This is a genomic window from Kutzneria viridogrisea DSM 43870 (genome assembly GCF_000525635.1).
GTDB classification, from domain to species: Bacteria; Actinomycetota; Actinomycetes; order Mycobacteriales; family Pseudonocardiaceae; genus Kutzneria; species Kutzneria viridogrisea.
The window spans coordinates 5920141-5937364 of sequence record NZ_CP007155.1; the positions used below are offsets into that span (position 1 = coordinate 5920141).

14 protein-coding genes are annotated in these 17224 nt (G+C 68.7%); 5 read left to right on the plus strand and 9 right to left on the minus strand.

What is annotated here, in order from left to right; all coding sequences use genetic code 11:
- Positions 1-2 precede the first annotated feature (2 nt).
- The 4 genes from KALB_RS26290 to KALB_RS26305 are packed head-to-tail and all read right to left on the minus strand — an operon-like array spanning position 3 to position 3360.
- The gene (locus KALB_RS26290; RefSeq protein ID WP_025358678.1) at positions 3-533 is read right to left on the minus strand and encodes a nucleotide exchange factor GrpE; all 531 of its coding nucleotides are present in this window, start codon (positions 531-533) and stop codon (positions 3-5) included.
- Between the two features lie 9 nt (positions 534-542).
- Positions 543-2396: a molecular chaperone DnaK gene (dnaK, locus tag KALB_RS26295; protein ID WP_025358679.1), complete on the minus strand. Its 1854-nt coding sequence runs from the start codon at positions 2394-2396 to the stop codon at positions 543-545.
- The gene (locus tag KALB_RS26300; RefSeq protein WP_025358680.1) at positions 2396-2902 is read right to left on the minus strand and encodes a general stress protein; all 507 of its coding nucleotides are present in this window, start codon (positions 2900-2902) and stop codon (positions 2396-2398) included. Before KALB_RS26300 ends, dnaK begins: the two co-directional genes overlap by 1 nt.
- A gap of 11 nt (positions 2903-2913) precedes the next feature.
- Positions 2914-3360, minus strand: a complete 447-nt coding sequence (locus tag KALB_RS26305) for an Hsp20/alpha crystallin family protein (RefSeq protein WP_025358681.1) — start codon at positions 3358-3360, stop codon at positions 2914-2916.
- 247 nt (positions 3361-3607) lie between these two features.
- Here KALB_RS26305 and KALB_RS26310 point away from each other — a divergent pair, with 247 nt between their 5' ends.
- Together KALB_RS26310 and KALB_RS26315 are read left to right on the plus strand one after the other, a co-directional pair.
- Positions 3608-4504 (plus strand): hypothetical protein, encoded by an 897-nt coding sequence (locus tag KALB_RS26310; RefSeq protein ID WP_025358682.1) that lies wholly within the window; start codon positions 3608-3610, stop codon positions 4502-4504.
- Positions 4505-5273: 769 nt separating this feature from the next.
- Positions 5274-5960: a hypothetical protein gene (locus KALB_RS26315; RefSeq protein WP_025358683.1), complete on the plus strand. Its 687-nt coding sequence runs from the start codon at positions 5274-5276 to the stop codon at positions 5958-5960.
- Positions 5961-6522: 562 nt separating this feature from the next.
- Here the strand turns inward: KALB_RS26315 and KALB_RS26320 are convergent.
- The 4 genes from KALB_RS26320 to KALB_RS26335 all read right to left on the minus strand — a co-directional run bounded on the left by KALB_RS26320 (position 6523) and on the right by KALB_RS26335 (position 11550).
- Positions 6523-8103, minus strand: a complete 1581-nt coding sequence (locus tag KALB_RS26320; protein ID WP_025358684.1) for an alpha/beta fold hydrolase — start codon at positions 8101-8103, stop codon at positions 6523-6525.
- 233 nt (positions 8104-8336) lie between these two features.
- On the minus strand, positions 8337-9335 hold the full coding sequence (locus KALB_RS26325; protein ID WP_081789513.1) for a phosphatase PAP2 family protein: 999 nt from the start codon (positions 9333-9335) through the stop codon (positions 8337-8339).
- 67 nt (positions 9336-9402) lie between these two features.
- A complete protein-coding gene (locus KALB_RS26330) occupies positions 9403-9798 on the minus strand; it encodes a DUF5684 domain-containing protein (protein ID WP_051912866.1) in 396 nt (131 codons plus the stop codon).
- Between the two features lie 168 nt (positions 9799-9966).
- Positions 9967-11550, minus strand: a complete 1584-nt coding sequence (locus KALB_RS26335) for an alpha/beta fold hydrolase (protein ID WP_025358687.1) — start codon at positions 11548-11550, stop codon at positions 9967-9969.
- Between the two features lie 459 nt (positions 11551-12009).
- Between KALB_RS26335 and KALB_RS26340 the strand changes: the two genes are divergently transcribed.
- Positions 12010-13641, plus strand: coding sequence for a sensor histidine kinase (locus tag KALB_RS26340; RefSeq protein WP_025358688.1), 1632 nt, complete (start codon positions 12010-12012; stop codon positions 13639-13641).
- On the opposite strand, the gene KALB_RS26345 is transcribed toward KALB_RS26340, so the two are convergent.
- Complete coding sequence (locus KALB_RS26345; protein WP_148309654.1) at positions 13629-14888, minus strand: hypothetical protein; 1260 nt, start codon at positions 14886-14888, stop codon at positions 13629-13631. The genes KALB_RS26340 and KALB_RS26345 overlap by 13 nt on opposite strands.
- Positions 14889-15187: 299 nt before the next feature.
- Between KALB_RS26345 and KALB_RS26350 the strand changes: the two genes are divergently transcribed.
- Positions 15188-16450 (plus strand): sensor histidine kinase, encoded by a 1263-nt coding sequence (locus KALB_RS26350; protein WP_148309655.1) that lies wholly within the window; start codon positions 15188-15190, stop codon positions 16448-16450.
- 78 nt (positions 16451-16528) lie between these two features.
- Positions 16529-17197 carry a response regulator gene (locus tag KALB_RS26355; protein WP_025358691.1) on the plus strand — a complete coding sequence of 223 codons (669 nt, stop codon included), beginning with the start codon at positions 16529-16531 and terminating at the stop codon, positions 17195-17197.
- The last annotated feature ends 27 nt before the right edge of the window (positions 17198-17224 follow it).

Below are 17224 nucleotides of genomic sequence, written 5' to 3' on the forward strand. Positions count from 1 at the left end.
CATCACTCCCGGGACCCGGCCACTGTGACGGCCGCCGGCCGCAGTTCGTGGCCGCTCTCGCCGTAGCCCGGCCGCACCACGCGGACCACCGTGTTCGGTTCCGTCTCCTCGTCGTCGACCACGGCGACCACCTCGTGCCGGCTCGGGTCGAACGGCACCCCGGTCTCGTCGTCGCGGGGAAATCCCAGCGTGGCGAGCATCTGGACGGCCTGGTCCCGGATCGAACGCACACCTTGGAGGATGCTGCCCGGGTCGGCGTCCGCGTGCGCGAGCGCCAACTCCAGGTTGTCCAGCACCGGCAGCCACGCCGCGGCGACCCTCGCCCGTTCGGCGGCCTTCGCCCGTCCCAGCTCGACCACGTGGCGCTTGCGAAGATTGTCCAGCTCCGCCATCGCCCGTCGCCATCGGTCCTCGAGATCCTCGATCCGAGCCTGCGGGGTCGGGGCCGGCGCCTCGGGGCGCGCGTCGGCGCCGGCCCCGACATCGGCCGCAGTGGCAGCGTGGTCCGCCGCAGCGTGCTCCGGATTGTTCATGCCTGTCCCTCACGTCCGGTCGAACTCGGCGTCGACCACGTCGTCGTCGCTGTCCGACGAGGTACTCCGGCCGTCGTCGCGACGGGGCACGCTCAGCGACGCGTGCACCTGCTGCAACTCCGAGTTCAGCGACCGAATCTGGTCCAGCGGCGCCTCCGACTTGACAGCGTCACGGGCCTGTTCCACCAGCAGTTGCGCACGGGCCCGCTCATGTTCGGGTGTGCTGTCGGTGAGGGCCCGCTCCACCTGGTACGCGACGGTGTCGAGGGCGTTGCGGGCGTCGACCTCGGTGCGCAGCCGTTCGTCGTCGGCCCGATTGCGGTCGGCCTCGCTCACCATGCGCTCGATCTCGGCCTGGTTGAGGTTGGAGCTCTCGCTGATGGTGATGCTCTGCTGGGCGCCGGTGTCCTTGTCCTTCGCGGTGACGTCGAGAATGCCGTTGGCGTCGATGTCGAAGGTGACCTCGATCTGCGGCTCGCCACGCGGTGCCGGTCGGATGTCGGTCAGCTGGAACCGGCCGAGAACCCGGTTGTCCGCCGCGCGTTCCCGCTCGCCCTGCAGCACCACCACGTCCACTGCGGGCTGGTTGTCCTCGGCGGTGGAGAACACCTCGGTGCGGCGGGCCGGGATTGTGGTGTTCCGCTCGATGATCTTGGTCATTACCCCGCCACGGGTCTCCACTCCCAGCGACAGCGGCGTGACGTCGAGCAGCAGCACGTCCTTCACGTCGCCCTTGAGCACGCCGGCCTGCACCGCTGCGCCGAGCGCGACGACCTCGTCCGGGTTCACGCTCATGTTCGGGTCCTTGCCGCCGGTGAGCCGACGGACCAGGGCCTGCACGGCTGGGATCCGGGTGGAGCCGCCGACCAGGATCACCTCGTCGATGTCGTTGGCGGTGACCTTGGCGTCGGCCATCGCCCGCTTGACCGGGTCGAGGCAGCGCTCGACCAGGTCGCGGGTGATCTCCTCGAACACGGACCGCATCAGCGTGGTGGTCAGGTGCTTGGGGCCGTCCCGGTCGGCGGTGATGAACGGTAGGTTCACGGTGGTCTGGCTGACCGAGCTGAGCTCGACCTTGGCCTTCTCGGCGGCCTCGAACAGCCGTTGCAGCGCCTGCGGGTCGGAACGCAGGTCGATGCCGTTGTCGCGCTGGAACTGCTCGGCGAGGTGGTCCACGATCCGGCGGTCGAAGTCGTCGCCGCCGAGGTGGGTGTCGCCCGCCGTGGAGCGCACCTCGACGACGCCGTCGCCGACGTCGAGCAGGCTCACGTCGAAGGTGCCGCCGCCCAGGTCGAACACCAGCACGGTCTCGTGGCCCTTGTTGTCCAGTCCGTAGGCCAGCGCTGCGGCGGTCGGCTCGTTGATGATCCGCAGCACCTCGAGGCCGGCGATCCGGCCGGCGTCCTTGGTGGCCTGCCGCTGCGCGTCGTTGAAGTACGCCGGCACCGTGATCACGGCCTCGGTGACCTTCTCGCCGAGCGCCTTGCCGGCGTCGTCGGCGAGCTTGCGCAGCACCTGTGCGCTGATCTCCTCGGGCGCGTGCAGCTTGCCGCGGACCTTGAACCGGACCACGCCGCCGTCGCCCTCGACCACGTCGAAGCCGACCGCCCGTGCCTCCTCGGCGACCTCGTCGAACCTGCGGCCGATGAATCGTTTCGCCGAGTAGATGGTGCCCTTGGGGTTGAGGATCGCCTGGCGGCGGGCCAGTTGACCGACCAGCCGCTCGCCGGACTCGGTGTAGGCGACCACCGACGGGGTAGTGCGGGAGCCCTCCGCGTTGGGGATCACGGCGGGCTCGCCGCCCTCCCACGCGGCGATCACCGAGTTGGTAGTGCCCAGATCGATGCCGACAGCCCTGGCCATCACTTGCCCCCGTCCATCCGGGCCAGGAGGGCGCGCGCCCGGTCGGCCACCTCGACGTCGGCGACCACCTGGTAGCGACTCGGGGCCATCGCGCGGATGGAGGCGAAGTCCCGGCGGCCGCGCTGCAGCGCGTGCGCGACGAGACCGAAGATCGCGCCCAGCACCGCGCCGATGACCAGCCCGTACGCGGCCAGTGTCAGCGACGCGACGATCGGTGCGACCCAGTTGAACAGTCCGAACAACCAGCCGATCAGCACGCCGGTGAACGCGCCCGAACCGGCCCCGCGCAAGGCGGCGCCCGCGTAGTTCACCCGGCCCACGATCTGTTCGACCAGCCGCACGTCGGTGCCGACGATGGCGACCCGCTCGACCGGGAATTCGTGATCGGTCAAGTACTCCACCGCCCGCTCGGCGTCATCGTAGGCGGGGTACTCGCCGACTGTCCTGCGGTGTTCGCTCCCGTGCGGGGGTGCGGTGGGCGCAGGCGCGTCCTGCTGCGCGGCCATCTTCACTCCTCCTAGGCGTGTGCCGGCTCGCGGGAGCCGGTCTCGATGGTGCGGCGTTCGGCGGTGTCGCGGCCGATCTCCACCCGGCGCGGCTTGCTCGATTCGGCGACCGGCACGGTGATTGTGAGGACACCTCGGTCCACGTTCGCGGACAGCTTGGCGCTGTCGAGGTTGTCGCCCAGGAACAGTTGCCGGCTGAACTCGCCCTGCGGCCGCTCGTCGATCACCAGTTCATCGTCGTCCGCGTGCAGCGGGCGGCGACGAGCGCGCACGCTCACCACGTTGTGCTCCACGGTCACGTCCACATCGGCCGGGTCGACTCCGGGCACGTCCAGCGCGACCACGAACTCGTCGCCACGCCGGAACGCCTCCATCGGCATGGCCCGCGAACCGCGGCCGAAGGCCTGCTCGGTCAGCCGATCCAGGTCGCGGAACGGATCAAAACGCATCAATGTCACAGTTTCGCTCCTTCCTTGTCCGCAGCACGTCCGCCGCCGGCAGTAAGGCTCACGTCCGCGTTTCCGTTGCCTTCTCTTGCTTCCTGCTCCGGGCGCGGCACCGGTGGCAGTGACGACTCTGGCACCGGAACGGGCTTGACCACATGCGCCTGCGAGGTCGAATTTCCGGTTCGCAATCAACCTGCCGGGTCGGGTTGCCGCGAGTAGGGTGCTTGGCGAGGGGAACGCATGGAGGACCACCGTTTCGGTGCAGGGCCAAGGCGGACCGGGCGGCTGGTGGCGACAGCAGCTGGCGAACCTGTACGGACTGCTCGCGATCTCCATGATGATGTTCGACGGCCGGGAGGCCGACGACATCGTCCGGCTCGCTGTCACCACCGTGCCGTCGCTGAACGCCGGTGAGGTGGTGGCCGTCTACGTCGTCGCGGACGGCCGACTGGAGCCGGTGCCACGCGGTCCGGTACCGGATCCCGAGCTGGACCGGCACGTCCGCGACCTGGGCGAGGCCGGCGGCGAGATCGTCCTGGCGGACGGCATGTGGCGCTGGGCCTATCCGCTGACCGGGCTGGGCGCCGGCATCGGCCGCCTGGTGGTGAAAGCCTCACGCGGTCCGTCACCGGACGAGTTCTTCCTGCTCAGGGCACTCGGGCAACAGCTGTCCGCTGCGCTGGCGAACGCCTCGATGCACCGCTGCGAGCGTGTGGGGTGCCACAAGTCGGCCACCAACGCTGACCAGCAGCTTCAGGCTGCATCCTCGTGCTCATTGATCAGGCTCCAAGCGCGAGGCGCGCCAGGTGCACGAGCGCACACGCAGCAAGAGCAGGAGCAGAACAGGAGCGACATGCATACCAGAACGGCCTTGAGCCGACGTCAACTAACGGCAACAGACCCACACCACGCAGCAGATTCTCTGTTTCCTCAGGTCAGCAGCATGATCGGGCGCTACTGGGGGTCAAGGGGTCGCAGGTTCAAATCCTGTCGTCCCGACGGTCAGAACAAGGCCCGTCGACACTGGGAAACATCCAGGTCGACGGGCCTTTTTCGTACGCGCATGACGATCTTGCCGCGACCGTCCACTGTGGCCTCAACCAAGATCAAACCGGCCAAACAGGAGCGAAACAGGAGCGTGGACCCAAATTTTTGACTGTGACACTGTTATGGGGTCGCGGTTCCAGCCACACGATCAGGTGGATCTACCAACCGACATTCACCGACCCCAACCACCACCAACCGACCGCAGACGACACCCGTTCGCCACCGTTGACAGCCCTTGCCGCAGACCGACGCCCCTACACGCCCCGTAGACGCTGTACCAGCCCATCTGGACCCGTTCACGCCAAATCGGCACCCTCACCGCACCACCGGGCCCGCCAAAGTACGCGAACCCGACCACAAGTGATCAACTCCACTTGATCACTCGGACCCCGACGAAGTCTCCCCCTCACCTCCCTGCAGCCGAAGGCGCGCAGGTTCGAGTCCTGCCGGGGGCACACAAAACATGGGCAACATCAACAAGCACCCTGCTGGTACTCGAAGACACCTTCAAGGTGTAGGCGAGCATCAGCTTTTCGATCGTTCTCGCAGGTCAGCTTCGCAGGCCACCGAGACCGCTCGTGGCCGAGGTGGTCACAACACGAGCCTCGCTCTTGCCCGTCGCCCTTCGTAGCCAATTGCCCACTCGGAACAAGTAGTAATCGGATCACTCCGGTACGTCACTCCCATTCACCGCAGCTTCACGATTTGGACGCTGCATCGTGCAATCGGCCGCACGGCTCGTCGGCTATTGGCGGTATCCCAGTTACGTCAAGGCGTCCAGCCTCCTCGCCGCAGCGGATTTCAGTCCACGACAGCAGCGGGTGCCGGCCGGCCGGGGGCGCAGCCAGCGGGCCACGACCGGGTGATCTCGGCTGGCGATGTGCCCACTGGCCACCGAGGCTGAGCACACGGCCGATAGCGCAGCCAACGAGCAGGCGACCAGGGTCCTGCTGATCGATCTAGAGAACCTGCTGGGCTCGATCAAAGTTCGGGAACGGGCGTTGCGCGCGTCCCTGGAGGTGTTACGGGCCACCGCTGGAGCCGAGGTGCATCACACGGTGGCTGGCTACGCCGTCCCTGACGGGGAGCCAGACCCGATCGCCTCGCTGCTGGCCGAATACCAGATCGGCCCGCTGCGCACCTCACCGCATCCGGATGCGGCGGACCATGTGCTTCTGCACCATGCCCGCAGGCTGCACCACGGCAGAGTCCGGAACGGCGGGCCGGGCTTGGTGTTCCTGGTGGCCTCTGCCGACCGGCGGTTCAGCGAGCTGGCCGAACACGGTCGGGGGCGGCTGGAGGTGCTGGCCTGCGACGGGCAGCCCGTCGCGGCCCGGCTGATCGAGGCGGCCCAGGTCGTGCATCGGATGCCCAGGCCCGTCGCTGGTGCCTTCACCTTCTCGACCCAGCCGGCCGGCCTCGCCGGCCCAGCGGCGGCGCCCGCGCTGGCAACCGACCGCGGGGCGCTGGACCGAGGTCTGCTGAAGGTCGGAATCATCGCGGGACTGGTAGCCGGTGTGAGCGCGGTGGCCACCAGGGCAGCCTTTGACGCGCTCTACCGCTGACGGACCCGGGTAGGGCTCGAGTACGTGATCGCCGCCCCGGTAGATGGGATCCGCGCCGCTTCGAGCCGCACGGCGCAGAGCGGCGTGCCGAGTGACCGCGACGGGTTCGGAGGCCTCGAAGTCCGGGATGCGTCATCTACTCCTGCTGGTTCGCGCAGGCTGGCGGCGCTGACAACGCACCGCGGAGTGACCGTGGCTACTCGGCCGTCAAGTGACGTCACCAGAACTGTCACATGCAGCGGATTCTCTGTTTCCGCAGTTCAGCGGCACGATCAGGCGCTACTGGGGGACAAGATCTGTCGTGAAGTAAAAGGGTCGCCGCCTCCGGATTTCGCTTCGAACCCAGCGTCCCGACTCCCCCACCTTACAGAGGTCGAGCTGCAGCGACGAGTTTTCGAGCCCCACACGACGTTCGACAGCGCCATACCGAACACCGAGACTCCATCTGTCACCCGTACTCAGGGGCATCGACAGGGTCGGTGCTGTGCTCGTTGGTCTCAACGATCTCGACACGCAGCGGAGTTGACAATCGATATGCCTCCGGCGGGTGAATGGTGTGTGATCAGCGGTGAAGTACGGCGGTGAGCAGTTTCTCCGCGAGCGCGCCCAGGCTGGACAGCAGCACCACGGGGCCGGCCGGCTTGTTGTCGGGTGCGGCCGCTTCCGGCGGGTTGACGCTGGCGCAGTCGACCCGGCCGGTCGGCAGAACCCCGTCGACGAGGTAGGCGTTCACCTTGTCGTCCACGCACTTGTTCGGCTTGGCCGGCATGCTGGCGTCGCCGGAGGCGTTGTACTCGCCGTGAAAACCCTCGTCGGGCACGGTGATCAGCACGCTGCCCAGGGTCGCGGCCATGTGCACACCGTTGATGTACGGCGTGTTCACGTCACCGGTGGCCTGGAGTACCAGCCCGCGCGGGTACCGAGCGGTACCGATCGGGGTGGGTGCCTCGAAGCCGACCTTGCTGAAGGCGCAGTTGTTCGGCGCCACGTAGGACACGGCGTTGCCGTAGGGCATGCTGTCGCGGGCGGTGCGCATGGCGCGGTAGTAGGTGTCCATGTCGGTGGGCCACGGCGTTTCACAGGTCACCGCGTTGTAGACCCCGTTGACCGGAGCGGAAAGCTGCTTCATGGCGGCCACGGCACGCTTGTTGTCCGCCGCCAGCGCGGAGTCCTTCGCCGCGACCTTCAGTTCGGTCAGCGCCTTGTACATGTTCGTGGCGAACGCCGCCCACAGCGGTCGGTAGCGGGTGGACGTGCCGACGGCGGTGTCGAAGTCGGTCTGGTTGTCGAACCCGGCGGCCGGCTTCACGGCGGTGGCCGCGGCGATCTTCTCGATCGAGGCGCGCACGGCGCGTGGCGTGGTGCCGAGGTGGAAGGTGCCGTTGCGGTCCGCGGTCCAGGCCGCCCACGCGTCGAAGTTGGTCTTGATCACCCCGAGCGCGTCGGCGAGTTGCTGGCGCACCGGCTCGTTCGGGTCCATCGCGGAGTCCAGCACACTGCGGTCCAGGTGGTTGGGGAACAGCTGGCCGTAGACGGCGCCGAGGAAGGTCCCGTAGGACATACCCAGATAGTTGATCTTGGATTCGCCGAGGGCGGCCCGGACCCGGTCCATGTCCCGCGCGGTGTTCATCGTGGTGACCTGTCGGCGCAACTGCCCGCCCGTGGCGAGGCAGGCGGCCTCATCCCGCCGGGCGACCTCGGTGAACCGGGGCAGTTCGGCCTCCGTGGGCCGGCTGGTCAGGTCGGGACCGCCCTCGTTGGCCTGGCAGGTCAGCTGGGTGGACCGGCCGACGCCACGCGGGTCGAGCCCAATGATGTCGTACACCGCCGTGATGGGCTGTTCCCGGTAGTCCGCCGGCATCGACAGCCCGGCCCCGCCGGGGCCGCCGGGATTGGTGAACAGCACTCCCCTGCGGCGGCCGGGATCGGTGGCCCTCAGCCGGCTGATCGCGATGTCGACCTGAGGGCCGTCCGGCTGCTGGTAGTCCATCGGCACGCCGACCCTGGCGCAGTCCAGGCCGGCCAGGTCGGTGTCCGTGCACGACGACCACGCCACCGTCGAGGCACCTTCCGCCGAACCGGTGACGACCACGGCCGTGATGACGCAGGCCGAGGCCAGTGCGAATCCTTTCCTACCGATCACCTCGCGACTCCCTCATCGACTTGTGCGCCAAAAGAAAAAATTCGTGATGGACAACGGACCTGAGTACTTCGCTGTGGGACACAACGAGGTCGGATCCACCGCCCGCTGCCGTCAGCCCAGCGGTGACCCGGTGGGCACTGCAGGAGTTCATGACTGCTGGCAGCCTTGCGGCCGCGTCCCCGCCCGGCCGTTGGGGCGGCCCGGCTGATCCTCGAACAGCACGCGGTGAGATGTCAGACGACCTCCGGTACACCGACGGTCGCCCTGGAGCCCCTGGTTCTGGGTGCGATGTCCAAACGCCGCCAGCTGGCCCAGAACAGCAGCGCGGTGATGATCGAACAGGCGGAGGCGACGAGGACCGCGCCGTCGTAGACCATGTCGAGTTGCCCGGTGTCGAAGCGCTGCGGGTCGCCCCAGTTCCGGAGGGCGTAGACGCCGACGCCCCCGCCCAGGACAGCGGCCAGCACTCCCAGCAGCGCCACGAAGGACACGAACACCACGCGCAGGACGCGGCGTCGGCCGGTCTGCCGGATGATCGCCCCGCGCCGGGCCAGCCACCAGGACGCGGCGCAGGCGCACATCAGCGCGACCGCGTCGGCGCCGATGGTGTCGCTGAGCCGGTGCCACCTGGCGGTCAGCGTGTCGGCGCCGATGGCCACCGCCCAGGTCAGCGTGAGCACCATCGCCAGGCCCCGCCACTTGTACGAGGTGACGATCAGCAGGGCGAACAGCACCGTCATGGCGATGGTGGTGTGCCCGCTGGGGAAGCTGTTGGCCGCGAAGTGTCCGACCATCGGCACCAGATCGGGTCGGGGCAGCACGAACCGCTTGAGCGACTGGGTGATGATCTGTCCGGCGACGATCACCCCGACCGCCGCGAGGGCCAGATCCGGGCGTCGGCGGAGCAGTCCGATCAGGCCGACCAGCAGCACCGCGACGGCCAGGGAGTACACGGTGATCTGGTCGAGGTCCCCGGTGGCCTCGCGTATCAGGACCGCTTCCTCCTGGGCGGCACCACTCAGTGCGGCGTTGTCCAGTGCTTGGCCCGTGGTGGTGCGCACGGCGAACAGGTAGCTGGTGATGAGGATAAGCAGTCCGGCCAGCGCGGTGATCAACCACCGCGCCGGACGGACCGGCTGGTCCCGGTCGCGCGGCGTCGACCGGTCCTCGGCGGGGTGCGCCGTGGCAGCCAAATGCCCGGTCGATGGCTCACGGTTCTCATAGTCCTTCATGGACACAGGCACGCTCGGGTGTTGGTAGGAGTGGGAAGTCGTGTGACGATGACCGGGACTTGGGTGTTCAGGACGCCAGCTGCGGTTGGGGGCCGTCGTGGCGCGAGACGACGTAGCGTGCGTTGCCGAAGGCCAGGACGGCCAGGCCGATGATGTTGAACACGAACAGACCGACGAAGCCGAAAAGACCGCTCTTGCCGAAGACGCGAGCCAGGTCCAGGCACACCACGATGCTCACCACGATGTCCACGATCGGGATGAGGAACAGCAGAAGCCACCAGCCCGGTCGGCCCGCGATCTTCAGCAGGACGTAGAGGTTGTAGATCGGGATGATCGCGGCCCAGCCGGGCCGGCCCGCCTTGGTGAACACCCGCCACAGTGCGACGGTGGAGAACACCGCGACCACCAGCGTGAGGATCAGTACGGGAAGTACGGCCGCGTCGTCCAGGGTCACGTCGTCCATGGGTGGTCCTCCGGTGTTCGTGGTTGTGGGGGCTGACTTGGTCCGCGGGTGCGGCAGCCCTGGGATGGATGTCTCAGGTGGTCACGCGACCGACCGGGGCGGTGGTGAGCGGAGGGCGCGGGCCGCCGAGGGGTGCGAGCTGGTGCCCGCCCCTCGGCGGCCCTGCGGTCACCGGGCGGAGTGGGGCAGGATGGTGTGCAGGAGTTGCTCGGCGAGGTGGCCGAGGTCCTCGATGCTGTCCAGCACACCTGGTGCCGGGTCGGTGGGCACGGCAGCCGGGGGGTTGGCGGTGGCGCAGTCCACCCGGTTGCCGGCGGGCAGCCTGCCGTCGATCAGGTAGGCGTTGACCTTCTCGTTGACGCAGGTGTTCGGCTTGACCGGGATGTTCGGGTCCGAGGGGCCGGCGCTGTACTGCCCGTGCTGTCCCTCGTCGTGCACCGCGATCAGCGTGCTGCCCAGGGTTCGGGCCATGGCCTCGCCGTTGGCCAACGGGGTCTGGGTGTCCCCGTCGGAGGCCAGCACCAGGCCCTTGCCGTACTGCGCCCGGCCGATCCTGGGCAGCGGCTCGCCCTGGTGCCGGTGGAAGGCGCAGTTGTTCGGCGCCATCTGGGAAACCGTGTTGCCGTAGGGGAAGTCGTCCCGCACCCGGCGCATGTCCCGGTAGTAGCCGTCCAGGTTGGTCGGCCAGGCCCACTCGCAGACCACGCTGCGGTACACGCCGTTCTCGGTCTTCGCCTTCGCCGCCAGCTGCCCGGCCGCGGCGGCGGCCCGCCGGTTGCTCTCGGCCAGCTTCGGGTCCCCGGTGGGCAGCGGCAGCTCGGCCAGGGTCTTCTGTAGCTGCTTGGCCAGCGGGGCCCAGCTCTGCCGGTACCTGGTGAACTGGCCGACGGTCAGGTCCAGCTCGGACTGGTTGGCCAGCCCGCCGACCGGCTTGGTCGCCAGCGCGGCGGCGATCTTGTCCACACTGGCCCGCACCTTGCGCGGGGTGTTGCCGAGCCGGAAGGTGCCGTCCCGGTCGGCCGCCCAGGCCGCCCACTTCCCGAAGTTGGCCTTGATCGTGTCCACCACGTCATAGGCCTGGTCGTGCCAGGTGGTGGTGGGGTCCAGCGAGGAGTCCAGCACGCTGCGGTCCAGGTGCTCGGGGAACAGCTGCCCGTAGACCGCGCCCAGCCAGGTGCCGTAGGACACGCCCAGATAGTTGATCTTCTCCTCGCCCAGCGCCTGCCGGACGCGGTCCATGTCCCGCGCGGTGTTCGCGGTGGTGACGTACTGGCGCAGTTCCCCGCCGCCGCGCTGGCAGCCGGCCTCCCACTGCCGCTCGGCCTCGGCGATCTGCCGGAACTGCTGATCGCTGGGCCGGGTGGTCTCTGGGGCCGCGACGCCGGGCACCTCGCAGTTGAGCTGGGTGGAACCGCCGAGGCCACGCACGTCGATGCCGATCAGGTCGTACACCTTGGCGATCGGGTCGTCGGCGTAGCCGGTCGGCAGTTCGCGACCTTCACCGCCGGGCCCGCCGGGGTTGGTGAACAGCACGCCCCTGCGGTGCTCAGGCTCCTTGGCCTTCAGCCGGCTGAGCGCCAGGGTGAGCTGCGGGCCGTCCGGGCGGCTGTAGTCCATGGGCACCGCGATCGTGGTGCACTCCAGCGGTTGGAGGTCGGTGCACGGCGACCAGTCCGGTCCGGAGCCGCCCTGCGCCGCCGCGGCGGTGCCCACCGTCACCGAGGCTGCCGCCGCGGTCACGACGACCCCCACGAGAAGTTTCCTGCGAAACACCTACCGTCTCCTTCACTGGTTGACCACGGCTGTGTTCGTTGTCACGGCAGTCGTCTTTTCCCTGCCGAAACGAGCGGCGCATTGGAGTCAGGTCGATAATTCGAACCGCGGCGACCGTAGCAGAAACAGGGGCGCAGCGCCCGAGGCACTTCACTCCGTCGAGTTGCGTTCTCTCCGGTTGTGTAGCCGGAGGCGAATTCTGTGGCGGCGCACTGTTGTTCGCGGTCAAGATTCGAGCGTCAACGTCATCTTTCGTCAACGTGGGTGTTGACGAAAGTTGACGTGTTCGGGTTACTAAAGAATGGATGGTCTGGTCTGGGGAAATCGCCGAACCGTCGTGGGTGAGTTCAGTGCCGGTCACGCACATCACGCCAGCCCGTGGCGGCCGCACGGTGGCGGTCGGTCCTGGTCGAGCGGCACGGTGGCTAGGGTGGCCGCGTGCGGGAACTGCTCAGCGGGGTGGCACGGTGGCCTGTCGATCGTGCGCGGGAGGCTGTCGACGACCTGCGCCGGGTGCCGCGCTGGCGCGTGGTGTCCGAGATCGGGCTCATCGCCTTGGTCGTTGGTGTGGACGTGGCCAGTGCGGGTGTGCTCACCGGCCTGACGGGCGGGCAGCTTGCCGGGCTTGCGGCCGTGTTGGTGGCGTTGTTGCTGCTGCGGTGGCTGTTGCCGTCGGTGACGCTGGTCGTCGGGCTGCCGCTGGCTTATCCGTGGGACCTGAGCACGGCCGCCGTGCTGGTCCTGGTGTTCTGGGCCGGGTACCGCATCGCGGGCTGGCAGCGGTCGGCGGCGGCGCTGATCGTCGCGGTGGCGGTCAGCATGGCGCTGTCGGGCGATCTGCACGCGGTGCTGCGTTCTCCGGTTGCCGGAGCACAACAGGTGGTGTTTGTGTGCATGGGTCTGCTGTTGCCGTTCTTGATCGGCCGCTATGCCGCGCAGCGCGCGCAGTTGGCGCGGGCGCTGGCCTGGCAGGAGCGTCAGGTGCGCCGGGAGCGGGCGTTGTTGACCGTGCAGGCTCGGCTGCGTGAGCGCAATCGGATCGCTCAGGACATGCACGACGGGTTGGGCCACCGGTTGAGCCTGATCTCTGTGCTGTCGGCGACCATGGAACTCAACACCGGCCTGCCCGCCGAGGTCCGCGACACGGTACAGGCACTGCACACCACCGCCCACGACGCGGCGGCCGAACTCCGCGAGATCATCGGGACCCTGGCCCCCGACGCAGCTTCCGCCGACGAACGCGGTCCCCACACCGTGGAGGCGATACCCGCCCTGGTCGCCGGGGTGCGGGCGACCGGGGTGCCGGTGGAGCTGCGCAGCGCCGGGCCCGTGGTGGACCTGCCCGCAGCGGTCAGCCACGCGGCCTACCGCGTGGTCCAGGAAGGACTGACCAACGCGCACAAGCACGCCGCGGGCGCCGAGATCACCGTGTCGGTCGTCCACGAGCCCGACGGGTTGCTGGTCGAGGTCCGCAACGGCCCGTCGGTGAACACCGCCGATCGGGCGGCGCCGGGTACCCGGTTGGGGTTGGTCGGCCTGGCCGAACGCGTCAGGTTGGCCGGTGGTGTTCTGCACTCCGGTGCCGCCCCCGACGGCGGGTTCCGGGTCGCCGCGACGTTGCCCTACCAGGCAACGGACTCGCCGGTGTCCACCGAGGACGACCCGGCCGGGCCCGATCCCGAGGCCGAACTGGGAGCTGACCCGGCCCCGCGGGGCACGGCGCGGGCCCATGCTGGCACCGGTGCGCTGATCGCCGCGGGGGTGTGCGCGGTGGGTGTGGTGAGTCTGTTCTTCTGGATGGTCGGCACCGGCTACGGGGCGACCGTGTCACGGTCGGTCTACGACGCGGTCTGGGTCGGGCAGTCCGAACCGGAGGTGCTGGCCGTGCTGCCCGAGCCGTCTGAACCGGCGCTGCTGGACATCCGGTCCGGTCAGCCGCCCGTGCCGCCGCACGCGGTGTGCCGCTACTACCTGGCCGACCAACAGCCGCTCAACGGACCCGACTTCACCGTCGTCCGGTTCTGCTTCGCCGACAACGCCCTGGTGAGCAAGGACTCCTACTCCAGCTGACCATGCTGGCGCCAGTCCGGTCGCACGAGTGGGTCCTCGGGTGGGGGCAGAATGGTGGTCGCGTTGTCCACGTCGGTCTCCAACAGCGTCAGGTAGCACTCGCGCACCAGCAGCGTCCGGTCCAACTCGACGATCAGTACGTCGAAGAACTCCGCGCGGTACTTGGCATCGGTGACCTCGTAGATGGCGAAGTACAGCGAGGCGAACCCGGCGATGACGATGGAGACCTGGATCAGTTCGTTGGACACCGGCACCGGTACCCCGAACACGGTGCCCGAGGTGGGTGGGTGTCCCACCCACTTCTCCATCACCTCCGGGCGGACCGCGATGTGCCCGAACACCATGAAGAACACCCACAGCAGCACACCGAGCAGCACCACCTGGACCACCTGTCCGATCAACAGGATCAGGACGACGTTGGCGCGCTCACGGCGGCGCAGCGGATGCTTCGTCCAGTACCGGATCCGGGCGGGAAACCCCTCCAGCGGGGTGCCCGCGCAGGCCTCGGTGGCGGTCTGCTGGCCCAGGTCCACGGTGAGCGCCCGCAGTTCGTCGGGCAGCCGCACCGACAGGAACAGCAGCATCACCACGAAGAACACCAGGATCACCGACCACACCTGGGAGCGTGGCAGCGAGGCGGCCATCATCCAGTTCGCCGGGCTGACGAACAGGAAGGTCACCAACAGCAGCAGCATCGGGATCGCCCGGGTGCTCAGGTGCACCACGGTGGCCAACTGTTGCCAGGCACGCCGCGCCGACCAGACCATGATCGCGGCGACACCTGTGGCCACCAGGACGTAGCCGAGCACCAGGATCACCGCCACCTGGACAGCGCTCAGCGCGAGGACCTGGGGACTGTGCTCGGCGAGCCCGCCCGCGGCGAGGTAGCCCACGACGAACACCCCCGCGACCACGGGCGAGGCCGTCCCGGTGCGCAGCCACCGGACCCGGTCGCGCAGCCGGACTCCGGCCAGCGGCACCACCGTCACGCTGACCAACAAGCCCAGGAACGAGGCCACTATGAGCAGCATCTGGTTGACCGTGAAGTCGGTGTCCCCATCCGGCAGGAGCAGGTCGCCGAGCGCGTCGAAGAACTTGAAGGACAGCACGGCCAGCAGCACGGGCAGCATCCGCACGAACAGCGGGAACCCCCCGTTGCCCTTGATGACCAGCGGCAGACCGTTGCGCAGCAACCACCGTTCGACAGCCGCAATCTCAACCTCGGACGGTCGGGTTTGTGGGGTCATGACAAAAAATCCTCTCACCCACGAGGAGGAGGACCTACCTCGTTGGAAAAACGCGGCACAGAGTAACCGCGAAACCTCGTCCTCGGGTAGCGCGGGGCAGTGTGACCGACGGCGATTCCCTAACCCGAGTGTGCCACCGACGACTGAAGCGGCACATGCCGTCACGGACGACAGCCGGTCAACACCACGAAACGTCAGGTACGGTGAGGAAATGGGGCAATCGGTGTTTACTTTCGTCGCCCCCGAACAGCGACGTTGGATGAGCGACGTACCGGGGGGCTCGCTTCTAGGCTTCGCAGGTGCGCACGACACAGGCATTCCTTCGCGCACTGGTGGTCGAAGCGAGACGCGCATATGCCGAGTTCGCTCCGACGGTACTGGCCGACCTGCGGGCGGTGACCGCGCACGAGGTGCTGCGGCAGGTCACCGTCGTCCTGGGGGTCGCCGTCCTCGAGGTGCTCATCAGCGTGGTGGGCGTGACCGGCCCGCACGACGGTGTTCCCCGCACCGGCGGCGAGATGGTCATCTCGGTGGCGGTGCTGCTGGCCGTGCTGGGGTTGCGGCCGTGGTTGTCGGCTCCGGCGCTGCCGCTGGCCGCGGGTGTTGTGCTGCAACCGCCACACCTGGGTGGTGTGGTGACCGTGGTGCTCGCGTACTCGGCGGGCTACCGGATCGCTCGGCCGGCGTGGGCGGGCTGTGTTCTCGTGATCACCGCGCTGGTCTGGGCCATGCGCCTGCCCACCGAGGTCAGCAGCATCGCGGTGGCGGCCCTGGCGGTGGCCGTGTTCGCCTCGACGGTGCTCCTGCCGTTCCTCGCCGGCCGGCACGTAGCCCAGCGCCACCTGCTGGCCAGTGCCCACACCCGGTACGAGCGGCAGTCCTCCCGCGAGCGGTCACTGCTGGCCGCCCAGGCCCGGCTGCGCGAACGCAACCGGATCGCCCAGGACATGCACGACGGGTTGGGCCACCGGCTGAGCCTGATCTCGGTGCTGACCGGCGCGCTGGAAGTGCAGTTGGCCGCGCCGGACATGGCACGGCAGACGGTCCGCACGCTGCACGGCGCCGCGATCGGTGCGATGGAGGACCTGGCGACGATGGTCGGTGCTCTGGCCTTCGACGGTGCCGGAAGCGCGGGCCAACACGCCCACACCGCGCAGGAGGTGGACCGACTGGTCGAGGGGTCACGGGCCAGCGGCGTGTGGGTGGACTTCCAGCAACGGGGACCGTCGCGGAAGTTGCCGGCCGCGGTGAGCCACGCGGTGTACCGGGTTGTCCAAGAAGGACTGACCAACGCGCACAAGCACGCCCGGGGTGCACCGATCACCGTGTCGGTCCACTACGAACCGGACGCACTGCTGGTCGAGGTCCGCAACGACACGGCCACCCCGCTCGCGGCACCGGCCTCACCGGGTACGAGATTGGGCCTGGTGGGTCTCAACGAACGCGTCCGGCTGGCCGGCGGCGTCCTGCACGCGGGAAGCACACCCGAGGGAGGGTTCCGAGTGGCCGCGATCCTGCCCTATGACACCGTGGCAATCGTCGACCGTGAGCCGGACCAGTGAGCAACGGCCCGGCGCGCGACCATCACCACGACACCAAGCCCACCCCAGTCTTTCAGCACCAGCGATACGAGGCCCCGCGTGATCCGCACCCTAATCACCGATGACGAACCCGTGCTGCGGGCCGGGATCACGACCCTGCTCTCCGCGGCCGACGACATCATCGTCATCGGCCAGGCCAGCACCGGCCTGGAGGCGATCGACAGGACGCTGGTGGAGCAGCCGGACGTGGTGCTGCTGGATCTACGGATGCCAGGCATGGACGGGCTCACCGCGATACCGCGACTGCGTCGGGCCGCGCCGAAGACCCGGGTGATCGTGCTGACCACCTTCGACGAGGACTCCAACATCACCGCCGCCCTGCAGGCCGGCGCCACCGGTTTCCTGCTCAAACGCTCGGCCGCGGAGGAATTGCTGCACGGCATCCGCGTGGTCCATCGCGGCGACACCTACCTGTCACCAGCGGTCACCCGCCGCGTCGTCGCCATGATCACCAGCCCCGACCAGTCCCGGCGGCAGAGGGCCCAGCAGCTGATCGCCACCCTCACCCCCCGCGAGCGCGACGTACTGTGGCTGGTCGGCGAAGGCCTGTCCAATGCCGACATCGGCACCAGGTTGAGGATGCGGGAAGCCAGCATCAAGACCTACGTGAGCCGTATGTTGGCGAAGCTGGGCTGCACGAACCGCGTGCAAATCGCATTGCTGGCCCACGACGCGGGACCGACTCCACGCCGCGGCCAGGATGGGTAGACCAGGCTGGCGGTCACCAGGGTAGAA

Excerpts from the sequence above, each read along its gene's own strand:
- dnaK (WP_025358679.1), bottom strand. The coding sequence starts at position 2,396 with ATGGCCAGGGCTGTCGGCATCGATCTGGGCACTACCAACTCGGTGATC.
- KALB_RS26300 (WP_025358680.1), bottom strand. The coding sequence starts at position 2,902 with ATGGCCGCGCAGCAGGACGCGCCTGCGCCCACCGCACCCCCGCACGGG.
- KALB_RS26315 (WP_025358683.1), top strand. The coding sequence starts at position 5,274 with ATGTGCCCACTGGCCACCGAGGCTGAGCACACGGCCGATAGCGCAGCC.
- KALB_RS26330 (WP_051912866.1), bottom strand. The coding sequence starts at position 9,798 with ATGGACGACGTGACCCTGGACGACGCGGCCGTACTTCCCGTACTGATC.
- KALB_RS26325 (WP_081789513.1), bottom strand. The coding sequence starts at position 9,335 with ATGAAGGACTATGAGAACCGTGAGCCATCGACCGGGCATTTGGCTGCC.
- KALB_RS26290 (WP_025358678.1), bottom strand. The coding sequence starts at position 533 with ATGAACAATCCGGAGCACGCTGCGGCGGACCACGCTGCCACTGCGGCC.
- KALB_RS26345 (WP_148309654.1), bottom strand. The coding sequence starts at position 14,888 with ATGACCCCACAAACCCGACCGTCCGAGGTTGAGATTGCGGCTGTCGAA.